The sequence below is a fragment of the Streptomyces sp. NPDC051569 genome (genome assembly GCF_044454085.1).
In the GTDB taxonomy this organism is placed as follows: domain Bacteria; phylum Actinomycetota; class Actinomycetes; order Streptomycetales; family Streptomycetaceae; genus Streptomyces.
Window position 1 is genome coordinate 120221 of the sequence record NZ_JBITDJ010000003.1, and the last position, 20952, is coordinate 141172.

A 20952-nucleotide genomic window follows, 5' to 3' on the forward strand; every position below is an offset into this window, starting at 1 on the left:
GTGCTGACGCGACACATGTGTCGACGCGACGTGCCGTGCGGACGCGGAACGACCCGCGAACGAACGGCGACGGCACCGAACTTACTGGGCGACCAGGCCCTTCGCGTCACGCGCCAGGGCCGTCAGCCGGGAGATCGCCCGGAAGTATTTCTTCCGGTAGCCCCCGTTCAGCATCTCTTCGCTGAACAGCCGGTCGAAAGGCAGCCCGGAGGCGAGCACCGGCACCTCACGGTCGTACAGCCGGTCCGCGAGGACGACGAGCCGCAGCGCCGTCGACTGGTCGGGCACCGCCTGGACGTCGGTGAGGCAGACGGCCCGCAGCCCCTCCGTCAGCGCCCCGTACCGGCTCGGATGGACCTTGGCGAGGTGCTCCAGCAGCCCGGGGAAGTCGTCGAGGCTGGCGTTCTCGGTGGTGTACGCGGCCTCGGTCACCTGCTGGTCGGAGTACGGGGGCGGCGCCTCGGGCAGTCCCCGGTGGCGGTAGTCCTCGCCGTCGATCCGCAGCGGGCGGAAGCGCGCCGACAGGCCCTGGATCTCCCGCAGGAAGTCGGCGGCGGCGAAGCGGCCCTCGCCGAGCTTCCCGGGCAGGGTGTTGGAGGTCGCGGCCAGCGCCACCCCCGCGTCGACCAGCTTGCCGAGCAGGGTCGACACGAGAACGGTGTCACCCGGGTCGTCCAGTTCGAATTCGTCGATGCAGAGCAGCCGGTGTCCGCCGAGGGTCTGCACGGTCTGCTGGAAGCCCAGCGCGCCGACCAGGTTCGTCAGCTCCACGAAGGTGCCGAACGCCTTCTGTTCCGGTGCGGCGGGCGTGGCGTGCCACAGGGAGGCCAGCAGGTGCGTCTTGCCGACGCCGTAACCGCCGTCCAGGTACACCCCGCGCGGCCCGGTGGGCACCTCCGGCTTCCGGCCGAACCAGCGCCGCTTTCCTCCGCTGCCGCTCCCGGAAGCGTGCGCACCGCCGCCCAGACCCGCCGCGAACGCGCTCAGGACCGTGACGGCCTCGGTCTGGCTGGGCTGGTTCGGGTCGGGGACGTACGTGTCGAAACGTACGGAATCGAAACGCGGCGGGGGCACCATCTCCGCGACCAGCCGGTCGGCGGGGACGCGCGGCTCACGCGCGCAGAGGGAGAGCGGGCCGGTATCGGCTATCGGGTGACGGCCCGAGGTGGTGGAGGAAGACACATTGCTTAACTCTATGACTCCGGGTGCCGTGTCAGACTGCCGGGCATGCGACGCCTGTTCCCTGTGACCGATCAGACAGCCTCCGACGCGGACCGCGACTGGACGCTCGACGAGTTGGCGGAGGCGTACGCGTACCCGGCGCCGCCCGACAGGGGCGGCCGGGCCGGCGGCACACCGGCCGGCCGGGGCGGCTGGCTGCGCGCCAACATGGTGTCCACGCTGGACGGCGCGGCTCAGCACGACGGCCGTTCCCAGGCCCTCTCCTCCGACGCGGACATGCGGATCTTCGGCACCCTGCGGGGGCTCGCCGACGCGGTGGTGGTCGGTGCGGAAACGGTTCGGCAGGAGGGCTACCGGCCGGCCCGCGCCAGGGACGCCTTCGCCGGGCGCCGGGCGGCGGCCGGCCAGGGGCCCGCGCCCGCGATCGCCGTGGTCAGCGCGAGCCTGCGGCTGGACTTCTCGCTTCCCCTCTTCACCGAACCGCTCGTCCCCACCCTCGTCCTGACCGGCGCGGCGGCGCCCCCCGACCGGATCCGCGACGCGGAGAAGGCGGGCGTGGAGGTGGTGATCGCCGGGGACGGCCCCGGAGCGGACCCGGCCCGCGCCGTACGCGCCCTGGCGGAGCGTGGACTGGTCCGGCTGCTCACCGAGGGCGGGCCCCGGCTGCTCGGACAGTTCGTGGCCTCCGGTGTCCTGGACGAACTGTGCCTGACGATGTCTCCGACGCTCACGTCGGGGAACGCGCAGCGCATCGCGGGCGGGCCGGCTCTCGCCGTCCCCGACCGCCTGGCCCTGGCGTCGCTCCTGGAACAGGACGGGTTCCTTTTCGCCCGATACCGTCGCATCTGACAATCGGTGGAATTTGCCGTTCCGGTTTGCTTCCGCTGGGCACACTTACTCTCGCAGACCCCGTGCGGGCACGGGGAAGGATGGTTTCCGCAGTGGGTCCGAGCGGCCCATGAAGACGAAGGGCGCCCGTCGTGTTCACAAGCGTTTTGATGATCGAGAAGCCCCTGTCACCCGAGGACGTCGAGTTCGTCACCACTCTCCACGGGGACGAGACGATCTCCTTCATCGTCCTCATGCAGCCCCGCGGTGACCAGGCGGACATCCTGCTGCGCGCCATCGACGACGTCGCGCTCGGCGAGCTGAGGGAGGCCACCCGCGAAGGCGGCGAACCGGAGGGGAACCAGGCCAGGAGGCCGGCGGAAGTGGCGCTCGAACACTCCCTGGCGGCGCTGCGCGCCCATGGATCGCGGGCCGGGGGCCAGGTCGTCGAGGATCATCCGCTGGACAGACTCAAGGCGGTCGTGGACGAGACGGGCGCCGACGAGGTGATCGTGCTGACCGAGCCCCACTACGTGGAGGAGTTCTTCCACCGGGACTGGGCGTCCCGGGCACGCCACAAGGTCGGCGTACCGGTGCTCAAGCTCTTCGCGCACAGCGAATAGGCTGAGACGACACATATAACTTGACCAACTTGACGCTGCACGCCGCTCGCACCTTGGGAGAAACACGTATGGCACCCGGTACCGGTATCCCCGCCGCCATGGAACGGCCGCACTTCATCGGCATCGGCGGCGCCGGAATGTCGGGTATCGCGAAGATCCTCGCCCAGCGTGGCGCCAAGGTCGCCGGCAGTGACGCCAAGGAATCGGAGACGGCGCAGGCGCTGCGCGCGCTCGGTGCCACCGTGCACATCGGCCACGCGGCGGCGCACCTCGCGGACGACGCGTCGTGCGTGGTCGTCTCCAGCGCGATCAGGGCCGACAACCCCGAGCTGGCCCGGGCCGCCGAGCTGTCCGTCCCCGTCGTGCACCGCTCCGACGCGCTGGCCTCGCTGATGGGCGGCGCGCGGTCGATCGCGGTCGCGGGCACCCACGGCAAGACGACCACGACGTCCATGCTGGCCGTCGCCCTCACCGAGCTGGGCCTCGACCCCTCCTACGCGATCGGCGGCGACCTCGAAGGCCCCGGCACCAACGCCCGGCACGGCGATGGCGACATCTTCGTCGCAGAGGCCGACGAAAGCGACCGGAGCTTCCAGAAGTACGACCCCGAGGTCGCGATCGTCCTCAACGTCGAACTGGACCACCACGCCAACTACGCCTCGATGGACGAGATCTACGAGTCCTTCGAGACGTTCGTCGGCAAGGTCGTCCCGGGCGGCACCCTGGTGATCGCCGCCGACCAGCCGGGCGCCGTCGAACTGGCCTCGCGGGTGCGCGACCTGTCCACGCTCAAGGTCGTCACGTACGGGGAGGCCGAGGGCGCCGACGTACGCGTCCACAAGGTCACCGCACGCGGTCTGACCAGCGAGGTCACTGTCGTACTCGACGGCCGGTTCCTGACCTTCACCGTCTCGGTGCCCGGCCGCCACTACGCGCACAACGCGGTCGCCGCCCTCGCCGCCGGTGTCGCCCTCGGCATCCCGGCGCACAATCTGGCCTCGGCCCTCGGCAAGTACACCGGCGTCAAGCGCCGCCTCCAGCTCAAGGGCGAGGCCGCGGGCGTCCAGGTCATCGACTCGTACGCGCACCACCCCACCGAGATGACCGCCGACCTGGACGCCATGCGCGGCGCGGCGGCCGGAGGATCCCGGCTGCTGGTCGTCTTCCAGCCGCACCTCTTCTCCCGTACGCAGGAACTGGGCACGGAGATGGGCCAGGCCCTCGCCCTCGCCGACGCGTCGGTCGTCCTCGACATCTACCCGGCCCGCGAGGACCCGGTCCCCGGCGTGACCAGCGCCCTGATCATCGACGCGGCCGTGGCGGCGGGCGCCGAGGTCACGGCGGTGCACGACAAGAACACGGTGCCCGAGGTCGTCGCGGGAATGGCCAGGCGGGGAGATCTCGTTCTCACCATGGGGGCGGGAGACGTCACGGACCTCGGTCCGCGCATCCTGGCCCGGCTGACCGACTGAGGAGAGCGCATGACGTACGACATCGACAAGCCGGACGAGCAGTGGCGCGCGGAGCTGTCGCCCGCGGAGTACGCCGTACTCCGCCAGGCGGGCACCGAGCCCGCGTTCACCGGCGCATATACGGACACGAAGACCACGGGTGTTTATTCCTGTCGGGCGTGCGGCGCCGAGCTCTTCCGCTCCGACACGAAGTTCGAGTCGCACTGCGGCTGGCCGTCCTTCTACGACCCGAAGGACACGGACGCGGTCGAACTGATCGAGGACCGCTCGCACGGCATGACCCGCGTCGAGGTCCGCTGCTCCCGCTGCGGCTCGCACCTCGGCCACGTCTTCGAGGGCGAGGGCTACGCGACGCCGACGGACCAGCGCTACTGCATCAACAGCATCTCGCTCCAGCTGACGCCGGACGCGAGCTGACGGACGTCCGCCGGCCCGCTCACGCCTCCCGCACGGATGAGGCGAGAGCGGGCCGACCTGTTCCCCGGGATCCCCACCCCGGCACATCAGGTCGTCCCGGACCGCCCCGTCATGATCTGCGGCCGCCGAAGCGCCGTCCGAGCCGGCTCAGGGCACCCGGTCTGTTCCAGGTCCTGAACTCCTCGGCCCGGTGGCCTCCCGTGCCCGCCAGGATCCGCTCGACAGCGGCGACCTCCTCGGCCGACAGGGCCCTTACGACAGGCCGCAGTACCGTGTCGAGCAGGGCCGCGCGGGTCTTGTCCCAGGTGCGGTTGGCACCCGGAAGCGCGGTCCACGAGCCGAAACAGTGCGCCACGTACGCGGGGACGGTACGCAGCCGGTCGCGTACGCGCTCCTGCCGGGCGGCCGCCGCGTAGGCGGCGACAAGATCGGCGTCGCCACTGTGCACCAGCGCGTACAGCTCTCCTTCCGGCCGCTCCTCCGACAGCAGCAGCAGTGAGAGGGCGCCGAACACCTGGCCGAGGACGCCGGGTGCCACCGGCTCGGCGGCGGCGCGCAGCGACAGCGCCCGCGCCGTCCACGGCGGAGCCGTCCGGCCCCCCTCCCGCAGGTCCCGGGCGAACGCCAGCAGCACCAGCGCGCCGCGCCCCCGCGCGTCGAGCTCGTCGGGAAAGCAGCGCAGCAGGTCGTGGGCGAGATCCGGGGCGTCGGGGTCGTCGGCGGGCCCCTCCAGAGCCGCCGCGACCAGAGCGGTCCAGGTGCCGGCCGCGCGGTGGGTGTCCGAGCCCGTCCCGGTGAGCAGGAGCCGGGCCTCGGCAGCCGACGGCAACGCGCCGTCCCACACCAGACGGAGGCCGGTGCGCAGCACGAGCGGGTCCGCGAGCGACGAGACGCCGCAGGCGCGCAGCGCGGTGTGCAAGGCGCCGAGATGGTCACCGCCCGCCGCCGGCAGCCAGGGTGCGCCCGCGCACATCCGCAGATGCGGCAGGGACTGAGCGCCCGTGAGGGCGAGGGATGTGGAACTGAGCAGCCGGACGGCGGCGGGCGGATCGGCGGCGGCGAGCGCGTCGAGGTGGCTGAGCAGCGCCGTGCGCAGCTCGAAGTGGTCTTCCAGCATCGCGCGTACGGCGGGGGTGTAGGACGCCTCCGGAGCGGCGAGCAGGGAGCTGGCCAGCCGGTGCGCGATGCCGGGGAGCAGATCCGTACAGTCGACCCCGAGCAGGTCCGCCACGCGCAGCAGACCCGCCGGCCGGGCGACATCCGGCTCGGGACCGGGGCCGGTGTCCGTGCTGGTGTGTGCGTCCGTGCTCGCGCGCAGCACGGGGGCCAGTTCAGCGGCGAGGTGCCGCTGGAGATCCGGCGGGAGCGTCAGGGAGCGCAGCTCGGGAAGCAGGGGCCCGGGATCCGGCAGCCGGACCGCGGAGGTCAGCACAAGCGACCCCAGCGGGGTGCTCGTGGCAGCCGGCGCGCTGTCCGCGAGTGCCGCGAACAGCCGTGTCAGCGCGGCTGTTTCCGTGGCCGTACGGCCCTCGGCGGGCGCGCAGAGCGCCTCGACGAGCCGGTGCAGCCGCGTGCCGTCGAGAGCTTGCGCGTGCTCGGCCGCCCACAGGGCCGCCTCGGTGCGGACGGTCGCGCTGGGTGCGATCCCCGCGCAGAGCATCACGACGGCGAGCGGGCCCGGGGCGAACGGGCCGCCCGGCAGCGCCGTCGCCTCCTGGAACAGCTCAGGAGCCCGGTCCAGCCAGATCGCGGCGGCGATCTCCGCCCAGGCGCCGGAGAGGCCGCCCTCCGGCATCGCGGGCGGCCTGCCCGTGGCGTCGAGCACGCGGTAGCGCCGGTCGTTCCCGGGGAGGTCCCGTGCGTCGTTCGGCAGCACGCCGATGATCCGCTGCCGGGCGAGCCGGGGTTGCCGGGTGTACGTGGTGAACGTCAGCCGGTGGGCGTCCTCCAGGGGAAGTACGGCACTGGCCAGCGCGATCCACCGCGCCACGTCGGCGCTGTCCCGCTCGACGAGCACGATCCTGGGCGCCGGACCCTCCCCGGTCGCCTCGTGCCCGGCCGAAACGTGCCCGGCCGTCTCGCGCAGGGCGCCGAAGAACAGGGCGAGCCACGGCGCGCGGGCGGCGGCGAACCCGACCAGCCCGCGTCGGTCGATGCTGCCCGACGCCGGAAGCGCCTCCAGCGGCGTCGGTATCCCACCGGCGGGGGTGGCGGCGGCCCACAGCGGTGAGCCCCAGGCGGAGATGGGCGGCGCCCCGGCGGACAGCGGTGCTCCGAAGGGCAGGTGCACGGCGTGGGCGTGGAAGGCGCCTCCCTGCCCGTCGGGACCGGCCCCGGTGGCCACCGCACGGGCGACGAGCCGACTGCCGTCGGAGAGCACGCTGTGGCTGAACGCCTGCGGAAAAGAAGCGAGTTCGGCGGCGGTCGGGTGCGGCGGGGAGCCGTGCGGCGGCTCGTACCCGATGAGCTGCCCGGCCTCCGCGAGCAGCGACTCCGCCACGCCCGGGGTGACCGCCGTGAACCGGACCCCCGGTCCGTCGGGTCCTGGCGGAGCCGAGGTGCCGTGCAGCTGTATGAGGCTCATGCGCCAGCTCCGGCGGTCGTCCTCGGACGGCGGTACGGCGGCCGGGCCGCCGGGGCTCGGCCGCCGTGGCGTGCGGAGCCCGCGGAGCGGCCGGGGGGGAAGGGACGGATGCCGGTTGTCATGTCAGCGGATCACCAGGGTCGCGGGGATGGGCTCGTCGAGGCGCGAGAGGGCGACCCGGCCGCCGAGGAGTATCCGCGCAGGGTGAACGGACGGCGGCGGACGGCCGGTTCGGTCTCGCGCGCCGACCGTACCGGCGCGGTGCGGTCGCCCACCACCCACCATCCAGCGGTCGGCCCCGCCGGGACGGTTTCCCCCGTCGGACCCGCCGGCGGGACGGGGCCCCTGTCCGTCCCCCGCGCCCGCCGCCGTACGGAACCTACGCCGGCTGCAGCAGGTCCCAGCGGTTGCCGTACAGGTCCTCGAAGACCGCGACCGAGCCGTACGGTTCGTGGCGGGGCTCCTCCAGGAAGCGGACGCCGGCGGCCAGCATCCGGGCGTGGTCGCGGGCGAAGTCCTCGGTGTGCAGGAAGAAGCCGACCCGCCCGCCGGTCTGCGCGCCGATGCTCGCGCGCTGGGCGTCGTCCTTCGCGCGGGCGAGCAGCAGGCCGGTGGAACCGGTGTCCGCGCCGTCCGCGGCGCCGCGCGGGCGGACCACGACCCAGCGGGAGCCGGCGCCCCGGTCGGTGTCCTCGACCAGCTCGAAGCCGAGGGCGTCCGTGTAGAAGGCGATGGCCTTGTCGTAGTCGTCGACGACCAGGGTGACCAGGGCGATATATGACATGCGGGACACGTTATACGTATGACTGTCGGACCGGCAAGGATGGAACAATGCCGTCCATGGATCTGCGGAGGATCGACCAGCTCACTACCCGCGCCCGGCGGCTCGCGGTGCCCGGGCGGCGCCGTGTCCTCGGCATCGCCGGGGCGCCGGGCGCCGGCAAGTCCACCCTCGCCGGCCACCTCGTCGAGCGCCTCGGCGGGCTCGCCGTACTCGTTCCCATGGACGGCTTCCACCTCGCCCAGGCCGAGCTGGACCGGCTCGGGCGCGCGGACCGCAAGGGCGCTCCCGACACCTTCGACGCGGCCGGCTACGCCGCGCTGCTCGCCCGGCTGCGCGCCCCCGAGCCCGGCACCGTCGTCTATGCCCCGGCCTTCGACCGGACCCTGGAGGAGCCCGTCGCGGGCAGCGTCCCCGTCGCGCCCGAGATCCCACTCGTGATCACGGAGGGCAACTACCTGCTGCACGACGAGGGACCCTGGGCGCCGGTCCGTACGCACCTCGACGAGGTGTGGTTCCTGGACCTCGATCCCGTGGAGCGCGTCCGCCGGCTCGTCGACCGGCATGTCGAATTCGGCCGGGACCGGCCACACGCGGAGCGCTGGGTCAGGGAATCCGACGAGGTCAACGCCCGTCTGGTGGCCCGGGGCCGGGACCGGGCCGACCTCGTTGTCGCACTCGGAGACTAGGCTCGGAGTTTCGAGGACCGTCAGGACGACGATGATCACGGGGACGGCGACCGGGACGGCAAGCGCGTCGTGAGCACGCGGACGGGCACGGACACGGTGGAGGCGAGGGCCTTGGGGATGTTCCGACGAGGGCCGAGGCGTGACGGGCGCGATGCGCCCCGGGACCCCGCGTTCGCCTTCTTCTCGGTCGACGAGGGTGCGCGGTTCCGCCGCCAGGTCCGGGTGGCGTTCGCGGAGCGCGGTCTGGAGGTCACCGTCCACGCGGACTCGGTGACCGACAGTGCCGACCGCCAGTTCGGCCTGGCCAACCTCGCCGCCGTCTGCCACAACGACCACCGGGGCCCCGTCGTCTGGGGCGAGCTGGCCCGGCAGCACGCCGGAATGGTGCTGCGCGCCATGGACGCCCCCTCCGCGCTGGAGACCCTCCCGCCCGACCAGATCCGCGCCCAGCTCTACCCCCGGGTGATCAGCGGGGACGGCCTCGACCCCGGGGCCTTCGGCTACGCGCGCTCCGTCGCCCCCGGCCTGTACGAAGTCCTCGCGCTCGACCTCCCCGAGAGCGTCATGATGCTCACCGACGAGGCGCTGGAGCCGCTCGGCCGGCTCCAGGAGCTGCGCGACCGGGCTCTGCGCAACCTCCGGGAACTGCCCGTGGAGAAGCGCGAGGCGGTCAAGGACTCCGACGGGATGCGCTTCGAGGTGCTCCTCGGCGACTCGTTCTACACGGCCAGCCGGGTCCTCGCGCTGGACTCGGTCGTCCGGCAGGTCACGGGGCAGCACATCACCGGGGACGGCGCGCTGGTCGCGATGCCCTTCCGCCACCAGCTCGCCTTCCACGTCATCCGCGACACGACCATGATCCCGTCGCTGAGCGCCATGGCGTCCTTCGCCGCCTCCGGCTACGAGGACACCCCGGGGGCCATCAGCCCGTACGTCTACTGGTGGCGCGGCGGTACGCTCACGCAGCTCAGCGACGAGGACGAGGACGGCGAGGGCCTGCGGATCGTCATCGGCGACGACTTCCAGGACCTGCTGGAACGCCTGGTCGAGAAGGACCCGCCCGCCTAGGGACTGTCCCGCCCCGTCCGGCCCTGTCCCGCCCCGAGCAAGCCCCGAGCAAGCCCTGAGCACGTCCTGAGCAGGCCCCCGGAGGAGACTCATGCCCGCCACGCCCGAGAGCCCCACGCCCGAGATCACCACCCCCGCGCCCTTCACCGCGGACGACTACCGTGCCCGGATGGCGCGCGCCGCCGGGACCGCCGCCGAGGCCGGGCTGGCGGGCGTGCTGGTCGCGCCGGGGCCCGACCTGACGTACCTCACCGGTTACCGGCCCACCGCCGAGACCGAGCGGCTCACGATGCTCGTCGTCGCGGCGGGCCAGGACCCGGTCCTGGTGGTGCCCGCACTGGAGGCGGCCGACGCCGCGCGGGCCGCGGGGGCGCCGGCGCTCACCCTGCGCGACTGGACGGACGGCAAGGACCCGTACGGCGTCACCGCCCCGCTGCTCGACCCCGCCGGGCGGTTCGGCGTCAGCGACAACGCCTGGGCGCTGCATCTCCTCGCCCTGCAGCAGGCCCTGCCCGGCACGTCGTACGTGTCCCTCACCGAGGCGCTCCCCATGCTGCGGGCCGTCAAGGACGCCCGGGAACTGGCCAGGCTGGAGGCGGCGGGCGCGGCGGCCGACGCCGCGTACGACGACATCCTGAAGGTCCGCTTCGCCGGGCGCCGCGAGAGCGACGTGGCCGCCGATCTCGCCGCCCTGCTGCTCGGCCACGGCCACTCCCAGGTGGACTTCACGGTCGTCGGCTCGGGCCCCAACGGCGCTGATCCCCACCACGAGGCCGACGAACGCGTCATCGAGCGGGGCGACATGGTCGTCCTCGACTTCGGCGGCCTCAAGCACGGTTACGGCTCCGACACCACCCGCACCGTCCACGTCGGCGAGCCGACCGCCGAGGAGCGCCGCGTCCATGAGGTCGTGTGCGAGGCGCAGCAGGCCGGCTTCGCGGCGGTACGGCCAGGAGCCGCCTGCCAGGAGGTCGACCGGGCCGCCCGCTCGGTCATCGTCGAGGCCGGCTACGGCGAGTACTTCATCCACCGCACCGGCCACGGCATCGGCGTCACCACCCATGAGCCGCCGTACATGATCGAGGGTGAGGAGCGGCCGATGGTCCCCGGCATGTGCTTCTCCGTCGAGCCCGGGATCTACCTCCCGGGCCGCTTCGGCGTCCGCATCGAGGACATCGTCACGGTCACGCAGACCGGCGGCCGCCGCCTCAACAACACCCCCCGCGAGATGGCGATCGTCGAGTGACGCCCGCCGGGGAGGGCGCCGGGCGTCACCCCTCGGCGAGCACCGCACAGGACTCCGGCGCCAGACGCAGCACGCCGTCGGAGTCCGGCGGCTCGGCCGGGTCCCAGGAGGCGAGGATCCGGCCGCCCGCACCCAGCGGGATGCGGGCCGGCCGCGCGGAGAGGTTCAGGACGATCCGCAGATCGCCCCGGCGGAACGTCAGCCAGCGGGCGGCCTCGTCGTAGGCCACCTTGACCGCCGCCAGGTCCGGATCGGTCAGGTCCGGCTGGTCGCGGCGCAGGGCGATCAGCTCGCGGTGCCAGGCCAGCAGACGCGCGTGCGGTTCCTTGTCGATTTCCGAGCGGTCCAGACAGGAGCGGTCCCGGGTCACGGGGTCCTGCGGGTCGGGAATGTCCTCCTCCGCCCAGCCGTGCGCCGCGAACTCCCGGCGCCGGCCGGTGCGTACGGCCTCGGCGAGGACCGGGTCGGGATGGTCGGTGAAGAACTGCCAGGGCGTGGCCGCGCCCCACTCCTCGCCCATGAAGAGCATCGGAGTGTGCGGCCCGGTCAGGACGGCGGCCGCGGCGCAGGCCAGCAGCCCGGGGGAGAGGGTGGCGGAGAGCCGGTCGCCGAGCGCGCGGTTGCCGATCTGGTCATGGGTCTGGGCGTAGCCGAGAAAGCGGTGGCCGGGCGTCTTCGTACGGTCGACGGGGCGGCCGTGCGTCCGGCCCCGGAAGCTCGAATACGTCCCGTCGTGGAAGAAGACGCGGGTGAGCGTCTTGGCGAGCGCGGCGAGCGGTTCGCGGGCGAAGTCGGCGTAGTAGCCCTGGGATTCACCGGTGAGAGCGGCGTGCAGGGCGTGGTGGAAGTCGTCGTTCCACTGCGCCTGGAGCCCGAGGCCGCCCAGCGGGCGCGGGGTCGTGGTGCGCGGGTCCGCGAGGTCGGACTCGGCGATCAGGAAGAGCGGCCGGCCCAGATCGGCGGAGAGTTCGTCGACGGCGGTGGACAGCTCTTCGAGGAAGGTCAGCGCGCGGTGGTCGGCGAGCGCGTGCACCGCGTCGAGCCGCAGCCCGTCCAGCCGGAAGTCCCGCAGCCAGGCGAGGGCGCTGCCCAGGAGGTACGCGCGGACCTCGTCGGAGCCGGGCGCGTCGAGATTGACGGCGGCGCCCCACGGGGTGTGGTGCGTGTCGGTGAAGTACGGGCCGAACTGCGGCAGGTAGTTGCCGGCCGGGCCGAGGTGGTTGTGGACGACGTCGAGGACGACCCCGAGGCCCAGCCCGTGGGCCGCGTCGACAAAGCGCTTGAGCCCCTCGGGACCGCCGTACGGCTCGTGGACGGCCCACAGCGACACCCCCTCGTACCCCCAGCCGTGAACGCCGGGGAACGGGCACACCGGCATCAGCTCCACATGGGTGATGCCCAGCTCGGCCAGTGCGGGGAGCTGTGCGGCCGCCGCGTCGAAGGTGCCCTCGCGGGTGAAGGTGCCGATGTGCAGTTCGTACAGGACCGCACCGGGCAGGGCACGGCCCGTCCATGGCGTGCGCCATGCGTACGCCCCCTGGTCGACGACGGCGCTCGTCCCGTCCGGTCCTGACGGCTGGCGGCGGGAGCGCGGATCGGGCAGGACGAGGCCGCCGTCGAGTGCGAAGCCGTACCGGGTCCCGTCGGCGGCCGGCGCCTCGGCGGTCCACCAGCCGTCCCGCGCGGGGTCACGTTCCATGGAACGCCCGGCGTGCTCCGGGCCCTCCGGGTCCTCCAGATGGAGTACGACCCGGTCCCGCGCCTGCGGTGCCCACACCTCGAACTGCACGGGCGGTTCCCCCTGTCCTCTGCGCTCTTGTCGTCGTCATCGGCACTCTTCCCCCCATGGTGACAAGAGAGTCGGCCCGGGGCCCGGTGATCGCGGCGAACAGGGTGGACGTTCCCCGGCGCGGCGGCCGCTCTGCCACGAGGGCCCGCCCGGGAGGTACGCAGGGGCGGAGCCCGCCCCTCCGGCGCAGGTCGGCCAGGCGTGGTGACGGCCGGCGGCCCGGACACCGGGACCGGCGGTGACCCGGATGGTCTGGACACTTCAGGGCCGTCGGAAGGACAATCACGCCTGTGACGTCTTCCTACGAGTTCCACACGTATCCCGCACGGCTGTCCGACGCCGAGCGTGACCGTGTCCTCGCGGTGCTCAGGGAAGGCGCGGTCCAGGGCAAGTTGTCGCACGACACCTTCCTGCGCCGGATGGATCTGGCGTTCGCCGCCCGCAGCGCCGAGGAGTTGACGCCGCTCACCGCGGACCTGGAGCACCTGGAGACCCAAGGCCGCTGGTCACGGCGGCTGTTCGGCGCGGTGAGCCGTGTGTCGGGGTTCTCGCAGGGGCTGCGCAGGGCCTGGCAGGCCGAACGGCTCCCGAAGCTCCTGCTGCCCCTGCCCGGCCAGGACGCCGTGCGCATCGGCCGTGACCCGGTGAACGGGCTGCGCCTCAGTCACGACACGGTCTCCCGCAGGCACGCGGAGCTGAGCGCGCGGGGCGGGATGTGGGTGCTGCGGGACCTCGGCTCGACCAACGGCACCACGGTCAACGGCCGGCGGGTGACGACGGCGGCCGTCGTGCGGGACGGGGACATGGTGAGCTTCGGGCAGATGAGCTTCCGCCTCGCCTCGCCCTGAGGTGTTCCGGCCTGAGGTGTCCAGCCCTGAGGTGTCCCGGCCTGAGGTGTCCAGCCCCGCCCTGCCCGCCCCGTTCTGCCCGTCCTGAGGCATCCCGCCCCGATCCGCGCGGGCTCCGGCGGCTGAGCTGAGCCACCGGGCCCCCTCACCCGTACGGCCCGCGCCGACTGCGCCGGTCCCCGGGTGGTGGTCGGCTGTGCGGGAGACGCGCCCGCAGCGAGGCGTGCCCGACCCGGTCAGGGGGACGACATGCCGGCCGAACCGACCGCGTGCGTACCGGTCACGCAGACGCCGGGCGCGGCCCCCCGACTGCGTGGGGTCGCCCGCCTCCTCGGCCGGGGCGCCGTCCGGGACCCGTACCCCTACTACCGGAGCCTGCGGGAACGGTTTCCGCTCGCCTACGAACCGTCCATCGGGGTCTGGCTGATCAGCCGTTACGCGGACGTCGCGACCGTTCTGACCGACGCGAGATTCACCCAGGGGGACCGGCCCGGGGACCCGCCGTGCGCCGCGCACCCCCGCGTCGCGGCGCAGGGGCTGCGGGAGGCGGTCGAGCGGACCGCGTTCGTTCTGGCGCGGCGGATCGCCGGGCGGGCCCAGGCGGATCTCGTGGAGGAGTTCTGCCGGTGGCTGCCCGCCGGGGCGCTGGCCACGGCCGCGGCCGGCGCCGGCTGCCGGCACGGGCTCGGCGGCCGGGAAGCGCGGGACATACCGCGGCTCGTACGGGGCCGGGCGGCCGCCGCCCCGGCCGGTCCGTGCGCCGCGCGGACCGCCGTACGGGAGACGGCGCTCGCCTCCTTCCTCGCCAATGTGCTCGGCGACCCGGAGCGCGTCGCCGCCCTCCGTGCCAGGCCCGGACTGATCCGGCACGCCTGGACGGAGTCACTGCGCCGCGACCCGCCCGTACAGGTCGTACTGCGCCGGGCCTCGGCCGAGGTGCGGCTGAGCGGCGGCACGCTTCCGGCCGGCGCGCGGGTCGCCTGTCTGATCGGGGCGGCCGGACGGGATCCCGACCGGTTCAGGGACCCCGACCGTTTCGATGTCGAGCGAACCGACTCCGGCCAGCTCACCTTCGGTACCGGCTTCTGCCCGGCCGTCCTGCTCTCCCGCCTGGAGGCCGAACACGGGCTGCGCGCCCTCCTCGACGCCATGCCCGCGCTGCGCTGGGCGGACGGGTTCCGGCCGGCCCCGGCCGGACTGATCGTCCGCGCCCCGCGCACGTTGCTCGTCAGCCCGGGCGGCTGAGCGGCCAGATCGCCGTTCCCGGCGTGCGGCCAGGTCATCCGTCCCGGCGTGCGCCCGGCCCGTCAGCCCAGGCGGCTGAGCAGTGCCACCGGGCCGTCGGCGAACAGCTCGGCCACCGGCACCGGACCGCCCGCGAGCTCCCGCCCCGGCGAGGCCAGCAGATCCGCCCAGCGGCCCGCCGGAAGCACCAGCTCCGTGTCGCCCCAGCCGCCCGCCCGTGCCAGCCGCAGCGGCAGCCGGGTGACGGCCGTGATCACCTCGCCCGATCGGGAGAAGGCCAGGCAGTGCGCGGCGGCCGGACCGGTGGCGGCCAGCGGGGCGTACGTCCCCGACTCGCCGAACACCTCCGGCCGGGCGCGGCGCAGCGCCAGCGCCGCCGTCGTCACCACCGTCTTCCCGTCGGGCGGACCGGTCCTGAACCGCCCCCGGTTGTCCGGGTCCACCAGTGCGAAGTACGCGCGCTCCGTGCCCTGGTAGAGGTCGGGTACCCCCGGCATCGTCAGCTGCACCAGCGCCGCGCCCAGCGCACTGGCCCGGGCGTACGGGGCGAGGGCCTGGGCGAACCGCGCGACCGTACGCCGGGCGGGACCGGCCGGGCCCGCCTCCACGAAGTCGGTCACCGCCCGCTCGTACAGCGGGTCGGCCTCGGTCCAGCTGGTGTGCAGCCCGGCCTCCCGTACGGACTTCAGCAGGGCGGGCACCATCCGCGAGCCGTCCGGCACACCGGGGCCGCCGGGACGGACCTCGCCGGGCCCGCTCTCCGCGAAGCCCGGTTCGGCGAAGCCCGGTTCGGCGAATGCGGGCTCGGCGAAAGCGACGGGGCCGTGGCCGGGCTCGCCGAAGAAGCCGGGCGGCCGAGCGGCGCCGAACCCGTGCTCGCCGGCACTCTGCTCGCCGAAGCCGGGCTCGCCGAAGCCGGGCTCGCGGAACCCCGGCTCCTCGAACCCCGCCTCCTCGAACCCCGGATCCTCGAATCCCGCCGTGCCGAAGCCGGGCGCGCCGAAGCCCGGCGCGCCGAAGCCCGTCCGGGGGTCGTCCCCTCCCGGGGTGAAGCCCACCGCCGTCTGCCACGCCTGCCACGCCACCTGCGGATCCGGCGACGGCACGCCCGCCACCCGCTCCAGCAGCTCGCCCCACTGCTCGGGGCACTCGGACAGGGCGGCGATCCCGGCCCGTACATCCGCACTGCGCTTGGTGTCATGCGTGGTCAGCACGGTGCCGGTGGCCGGCCAGTCGCGCGCCAGCCGGGCGCAGTACAGATGGAAACGCTCGGGGCTCACCGCCGGTGCCCCCGGATCACCGCCCACCTCGTTCGCCGAGATCAGCGGCACATAGCGGTAGAACGCCGTGTCCTCCACGGACTTGGCGCGCAGGGCCGACGCGGTCTGTGCGAAGCGCGCGCAGAACGCCGTGTGGTCGGGGCCGGTGCCGAGCCTGCCGAGCGCCAGCTCCCGCACCACATCCACGGCCGCCGCCTCCCGCTCCACCGCGAACGCGGCCTTCGCCTGCCGGGCCGCCTCCTGGGAGACCGCCGCCTCGGCGGCCTCGGGGACGGGCCCGCCCGCCGTCGTGTAGGGGCGGTAGACGGGGACCCGTACCAGCAGTTCCTGGATCGCCGTACGCAGTGCCCAGGGCGCGTGGTCGCGCAGTGCGGGGTCGCCGGCGCAGATCCGCTCCGCCGTGCGGACCAGGAAGGCGATCTCGGCGGCCAGTTCATGGATGACCACCTTGTACGCGGCGCGGCGCACCGTCCCCTCCCAGTACCCGCCCCGGTCAGCGGCCGGGCCCGCGGCCTCGCGGTAGCGCCGCTCCAGCTCCCCGGCGCCCACGGGGTCGGTGAAGAGCCCGTCGATATGGCGCAGCGCGTCGTAACCGGTGGTGCCGGCGACCCGCCAGCCGGCGGGCAGCGGTTCGTCGTCGGCGAGGATCTTCTCCACCACCGTCCAGCACTCCCCGCCCGTGGCCTCGTGCAGCCGCCGCAGATATCGCTCCGGGTCGGCGAGGCCGTCCGGGTGGTCGATGCGCAGTCCCTCGACGACGCCGTCCCGTACCAGCTCCAGGATCTTGGCGTGGGTCGCGGCGAAGACCACCGGATCCTCCACGCGCACCCCGATCAGCTCGGAGATGGTGAAGAACCGGCGGTAGTTGAGTTCGGTACGGGCCAGCCGCCACCAGGCGAGCCGGTAGTGCTGGGCGTCGAGCAGCTCGGGCAGCGGCAGGTGCTCGGTGCCGGGTGCGAGGGGGAAGCGCTGGTCGCCGTGGTGGAGGAGGCCCCCCTCGACGCGCAGCGCGTCCAGCTCGTCCCCGATGGGGCCCGGCAGCACGGGGAGCAGCAGCTTCCCGTGGCCGGCGTCCCAGTCGATGTCGAACCAGCGGGCGTACGGGGAGTCGCGGCCCTCGCGCAGCACCTCCCACAGCGCCTTGTTGTGGCCGGGCGCGGCTGCCATGTGGTTGGGCACGATGTCGAGGACGAGCCCGAGGCCGTGCTCCCGGGCGGTACGGGCCAGCCGGCGCAGCCCCTCCTCGCCGCCCAGCTCGGCACGGACGGCGGAGTGGTCGACGACGTCATAGCCGTGCGTCGAGCCCGGTACGGCCTCCAGCACCGGCGACAGATGCAGATGCGAGACCCCGAGCGCGGCGAGATACGGCACCGCTTTCTCGGCGGCCGAGAACGGGAAGTCCGGCTGGAGCTGGAGCCGGTAGGTCGCGGTGGGCGTCATACGGTCGTACGTACCCAGCTCGGCGGCTTATGTGTCACCGGCTCATGCGGACGGCCGGTCCCGGGCGCCCGGGCGCCCTGCCTACGGCTACGGTCCTGTCCGCCGCGCCTTCGGCTCGTACACGTACGGCGTGGTCGTGCTCAGGCGGGCGAATCCGAGGCGCTGGAGGATCGGCCGGCTGTCGTCGGACGCGTCCACCTGGAGATACGGGTAGCCGCGCGCGGCGGCGATCCCGGCCCGGTGGGCGATCAGGGCGCGGTAGATGCCCTTCCCGCGCCAGGCTTCGACCGTGCCGCCGCCCCACAGGCCGGCGAACCGCTTGCCCGGCGGCAGTTCCATCCGCGCCGCGCTCACCGGCACGTCACCCGCGAGGGCGACCACCGCGGAAACCGTGTCGGGGGTCTCGGCGAGCTGGAGCAGCAGCCGCTCCCTGAGCCGTCCGCCGTCCGTGTCGAACGCCTGCTCGTGGACATCCGCCAGGAGGGCCACCCCGGCCGCGTCGGTCACCGGGAGCAGACGTACCCCTGCGGGCAGCACCACCTCGGGGGTCAGGTCCTGGACCTCCGCGACCATCAGGGCTTCCGCGGGTTCCGCGACGAAACCGGCCGAGGCCAGCAGCTCCGCGAGGCGGGGCGGCCGGTCGTGGGCGTAGAGCTTCCACTCGAACGTGCGCCCGAGTGAGGTGAAGTGCTCGACCTGGGCGGCGATCGCCTCCGGCGCCGTGTCCTCGTCCAGGTCCGACCAGAGCACGCCGTTCCAGCCGTGCTCGGAGCCCACCTGCCGGACCACCCCGCCGGCCCGCTCGACCCGCACTCCCGGGCCGTCGCTCCCCGCATCCCGCCGCATCTCCTGGTCGAACGTGGTCAGCACCGCATCGTGATCCATGCGGCTACCGCACCACCGGACGGGCGGCACGGCAATCGGATTTCCCGTGCCGCCGTGCCGCCCGCCGTGTCGCCACGCTGCTCGCCTTGGTGCCGCGTTGCCCGCCGTGCCGCCCGTCCGTGCCGTCCGGCTTCGCCGGTCGGACTTACGCCGGCCGCATCAGGACCGTCATGCTCCGGCCGATCATCGTGATCCGCTCACCCCCGTCGATCTTCTCCCCCTGCCCCCGGGGCACCCCCTCCGGCCGGGCCGTGTCCACCATGATCTGCCATTGCAGGCCGTGGTTCACCGGCACCACGAATTCCAGCTCCTCGGCGCTCGCGTTGAACATCAGCAGGAAGGAGTCGTCCGAGATCCGTTCACCGCGCGGCCCCGGCTCCGAGATGGCCCCGCCGTTCAGGAAGACGGTCATGGCCTTGGCGTGCGCCGCCTGCCAGTCCTCCTGGGTCATCGCCGAGCCCTCCGGCGTGAACCACGAGATGTCCGACAGGTCGTCGTGCGTCCCCTCCACCGGCCGCCCGTGGAAGAAGCGGCGGCGGCGGAACACCGGGTGGTCCCGGCGCAGCCACACCATGGCCTGGGTGAAGGCCAGCATGCTGCCGTCGGTCTCGGCGCCCGGCTCGGGCCAGCGGACCCAGGAGACCTCGTTGTCCTGGCAGTACGCGTTGTTGTTGCCGCTCTGCGTGCGCGCGAACTCGTCGCCGTGGCTGAGCATCGGCACGCCCTGCGACAGCATCAGCGTCGCGATGAAGTTGCGCATCTGACGGTTGCGCAGCTCCACGATCTCCGGATCGTCGGTGTCGCCCTCCGCCCCGCAGTTCCACGACCGGTTGTGGCTCTCACCGTCCCGGTTGCCCTCGCCGTTGGCCTCGTTGTGCTTGTCGTTGTACGAGACCAGGTCGTGCAGGGTGAAGCCGTCGTGGCAGGTGGTGAAGTTGATGGAGGCCAGCGGCCGGCGCCCGTCGTCCTGGTAGAGATCGGACGAGCCGGTGAGCCGGGACGCGAACTCCGCCAGGGTCCTGGGCTCGCCGCGCCACAGGTCCCGTACGGTGTCGCGGTACTTCCCGTTCCACTCGGTCCACAGCGGCGGGAAGTTCCCGACCTGGTAGCCGCCCTCGCCCACGTCCCAGGGCTCGGCGATCAGCTTCACCTGGCTGACCACCGGGTCCTGCTGCACCAGATCGAAGAACGACGACAGCCGGTCCACCTCGTGGAACTGGCGGGCCAGCGTCGCCGCGAGGTCGAAGCGGAAGCCGTCGACATGCATCTCGGTCACCCAGTACCGCAGCGAGTCCATGATCAGCTGGAGCACGTGCGGGCTGCGCATCAGCAGCGAGTTCCCGGTCCCCGTGGTGTCCGTGTAGAAGCGGGCGTTCTCGCTGAGCCGGTAGTACTGCGCGTTGTCGAGGCCCCGGAAGGAGAGCGTCGGGCCGAGGTGGTTGCCCTCCGCCGTGTGGTTGTAGACGACGTCGAGGATGACCTCGATCCCCGCCCGGTGCAGTGCCCGGACGGCCTGCTTGAATTCCAGGACCTGCTCGCCCCGGTCGCCCCAGGACGCGTAGGTGTTGTGCGGGGCGAAGAAGCCGATGGTGTTGTAACCCCAGTAGTTGGCGAGACCGGAGTCCACCAGCCGGTGGTCGTTGACGAACTGGTGCACCGGCATCAGTTCCAGTGCGGTGACGCCCAGTTCCGTCAGGTGTTCGATGACCGCCGGATGGGCGAGTCCGGCGTAGGTGCCGCGCAGTTCCTCGGGCAGCTCCGGATGGAGCATCGTCAGGCCCTTCACATGGGCCTCGTAGAGCACGGTGCGGTGGTACTCCGTCCTGGGCAGCCGGTCGTCGCCCCAGTCGAAGTACGGGTTGACGACGACCGAGGACATCGTGTTCGGCGCCGAGTCCATGTCGTTGCGCGAGTCCGGCCTGCCGAAGTGGTAGCCGTACACCGACTCGCCCCACTCGATGGACCCGCTGATCGCACGCGCGTACGGATCGAGGAGCAGTTTCGCCGAGTTGCAGCGGTGCCCCCGCTCCGGTTCATACGGCCCGTGGACCCGGAAGCCATAGCGCTGACCAGGCATGATGCCCGGCAGATAGGCATGTCGTACGAAGGCGTCGCTCTCGCGCAGCTCCACCGCCGTTTCTGAACCGTCGTCGTGCAGCAGGCACAACTCGATCCGGTTGGCGGCCTCTGAGTAGACCGCGAAGTTGGTGCCGGCGCCGTCGTACGTGGCACCGAGGGGATATGTCTGTCCCGGCCAGACCTGCATAGATTGACTCTTCCATTTCTGATCCGGGTGCTGCGGGGCTCTTGAGCCAGATCTTCCCCGAAAGAAGGGTCTCCACCTAGGAACCCGGTGGGTTCTTGCCGGTTCTCGCCGGATGCGTGGCCGGGCGGCCATCGGGCCGGTGCGGAGACCCGGGTCCCAGCCCGATCCGTGGGCCGGTCCGTGCGCCGGTCCGGGGTCAACTTCGCGTTCCGTGCGGTCGCCGGGAACAGGCATCCGGCCCGGGAGTCCCGGCCCGGCTGCCTGTCCTGTGGCGGACCGGGCGTAATCACTATGAATCAGCTCACTCGG

General features: G+C 73.0%; 16 protein-coding genes. 9 read left to right on the forward strand and 7 right to left on the reverse strand.

The window, feature by feature from the left end; genetic code table 11:
• Positions 1-81: 81 nt before the first annotated feature.
• The gene (zapE, locus tag ACIBAE_RS06330) at positions 82-1182 is read right to left on the reverse strand and encodes a cell division protein ZapE (RefSeq protein ID WP_399282688.1); all 1101 of its coding nucleotides are present in this window, start codon (positions 1180-1182) and stop codon (positions 82-84) included.
• Positions 1183-1227: 45 nt separating this feature from the next.
• On the opposite strand from zapE, the gene ACIBAE_RS06335 reads away from it, so the two are divergent.
• The 4 genes from ACIBAE_RS06335 to msrB all read left to right on the forward strand — a co-directional run bounded on the left by ACIBAE_RS06335 (position 1228) and on the right by msrB (position 4522).
• Positions 1228-2031 (forward strand): pyrimidine reductase family protein, encoded by an 804-nt coding sequence (locus ACIBAE_RS06335; RefSeq protein WP_399282689.1) that lies wholly within the window; start codon positions 1228-1230, stop codon positions 2029-2031.
• A gap of 131 nt (positions 2032-2162) precedes the next feature.
• Positions 2163-2633 carry an indole-3-glycerol phosphate synthase gene (locus ACIBAE_RS06340; RefSeq protein ID WP_399282690.1) on the forward strand — a complete coding sequence of 157 codons (471 nt, stop codon included), beginning with the start codon at positions 2163-2165 and terminating at the stop codon, positions 2631-2633.
• 68 nt (positions 2634-2701) lie between these two features.
• Positions 2702-4105 (forward strand): UDP-N-acetylmuramate--L-alanine ligase, encoded by a 1404-nt coding sequence (murC, locus tag ACIBAE_RS06345; RefSeq protein ID WP_399282691.1) that lies wholly within the window; start codon positions 2702-2704, stop codon positions 4103-4105.
• Between the two features lie 9 nt (positions 4106-4114).
• A complete protein-coding gene (gene msrB / locus ACIBAE_RS06350; protein WP_399282692.1) occupies positions 4115-4522 on the forward strand; it encodes a peptide-methionine (R)-S-oxide reductase MsrB in 408 nt (135 codons plus the stop codon).
• Positions 4523-4631: 109 nt separating this feature from the next.
• Here msrB and ACIBAE_RS06355 read toward each other — a convergent pair whose 3' ends face one another.
• Entirely contained in the window at positions 4632-7106 is a 2475-nt protein-coding gene (locus tag ACIBAE_RS06355) for a GTPase-associated protein 1-related protein (RefSeq protein ID WP_399282693.1), read from the reverse strand.
• Positions 7107-7485: 379 nt separating this feature from the next.
• A complete protein-coding gene (locus ACIBAE_RS06360; protein WP_399282694.1) occupies positions 7486-7890 on the reverse strand; it encodes a VOC family protein in 405 nt (134 codons plus the stop codon).
• Between the two features lie 56 nt (positions 7891-7946).
• Between ACIBAE_RS06360 and ACIBAE_RS06365 the strand changes: the two genes are divergently transcribed.
• From ACIBAE_RS06365 to ACIBAE_RS06375, 3 genes are all read left to right on the forward strand, one after another.
• Entirely contained in the window at positions 7947-8576 is a 630-nt protein-coding gene (locus ACIBAE_RS06365; RefSeq protein ID WP_399282695.1) for a nucleoside/nucleotide kinase family protein, read from the forward strand.
• A gap of 111 nt (positions 8577-8687) precedes the next feature.
• Positions 8688-9644, forward strand: coding sequence for a hypothetical protein (locus ACIBAE_RS06370; protein ID WP_399283048.1), 957 nt, complete (start codon positions 8688-8690; stop codon positions 9642-9644).
• Between the two features lie 91 nt (positions 9645-9735).
• On the forward strand, positions 9736-10890 hold the full coding sequence (locus ACIBAE_RS06375) for a M24 family metallopeptidase (RefSeq protein WP_399282696.1): 1155 nt from the start codon (positions 9736-9738) through the stop codon (positions 10888-10890).
• Positions 10891-10915: 25 nt separating this feature from the next.
• Here the strand turns inward: ACIBAE_RS06375 and treZ are convergent, their stop codons facing one another.
• Positions 10916-12679, reverse strand: a complete 1764-nt coding sequence (gene treZ, locus ACIBAE_RS06380) for a malto-oligosyltrehalose trehalohydrolase (protein WP_399282697.1) — start codon at positions 12677-12679, stop codon at positions 10916-10918.
• Between the two features lie 290 nt (positions 12680-12969).
• On the opposite strand from treZ, the gene ACIBAE_RS06385 reads away from it, so the two are divergent.
• Both ACIBAE_RS06385 and ACIBAE_RS06390 read left to right on the forward strand, forming a co-directional pair.
• Entirely contained in the window at positions 12970-13527 is a 558-nt protein-coding gene (locus ACIBAE_RS06385) for an FHA domain-containing protein (RefSeq protein ID WP_399282698.1), read from the forward strand.
• Positions 13528-13776: 249 nt separating this feature from the next.
• Positions 13777-14772 (forward strand): cytochrome P450, encoded by a 996-nt coding sequence (locus tag ACIBAE_RS06390; RefSeq protein ID WP_399282699.1) that lies wholly within the window; start codon positions 13777-13779, stop codon positions 14770-14772.
• Between the two features lie 62 nt (positions 14773-14834).
• On the opposite strand, the gene treY is transcribed toward ACIBAE_RS06390, so the two are convergent.
• From treY to glgX, 3 genes are all read right to left on the reverse strand, one after another.
• Entirely contained in the window at positions 14835-17492 is a 2658-nt protein-coding gene (treY, locus tag ACIBAE_RS06395) for a malto-oligosyltrehalose synthase (protein ID WP_399282700.1), read from the reverse strand.
• Positions 17493-17579: 87 nt separating this feature from the next.
• On the reverse strand, positions 17580-18377 hold the full coding sequence (locus tag ACIBAE_RS06400) for a GNAT family N-acetyltransferase (RefSeq protein ID WP_399282701.1): 798 nt from the start codon (positions 18375-18377) through the stop codon (positions 17580-17582).
• A gap of 145 nt (positions 18378-18522) precedes the next feature.
• The gene (gene glgX, locus ACIBAE_RS06405; RefSeq protein WP_399282702.1) at positions 18523-20643 is read right to left on the reverse strand and encodes a glycogen debranching protein GlgX; all 2121 of its coding nucleotides are present in this window, start codon (positions 20641-20643) and stop codon (positions 18523-18525) included.
• Between the last annotated feature and the right edge of the window lie 309 nt (positions 20644-20952).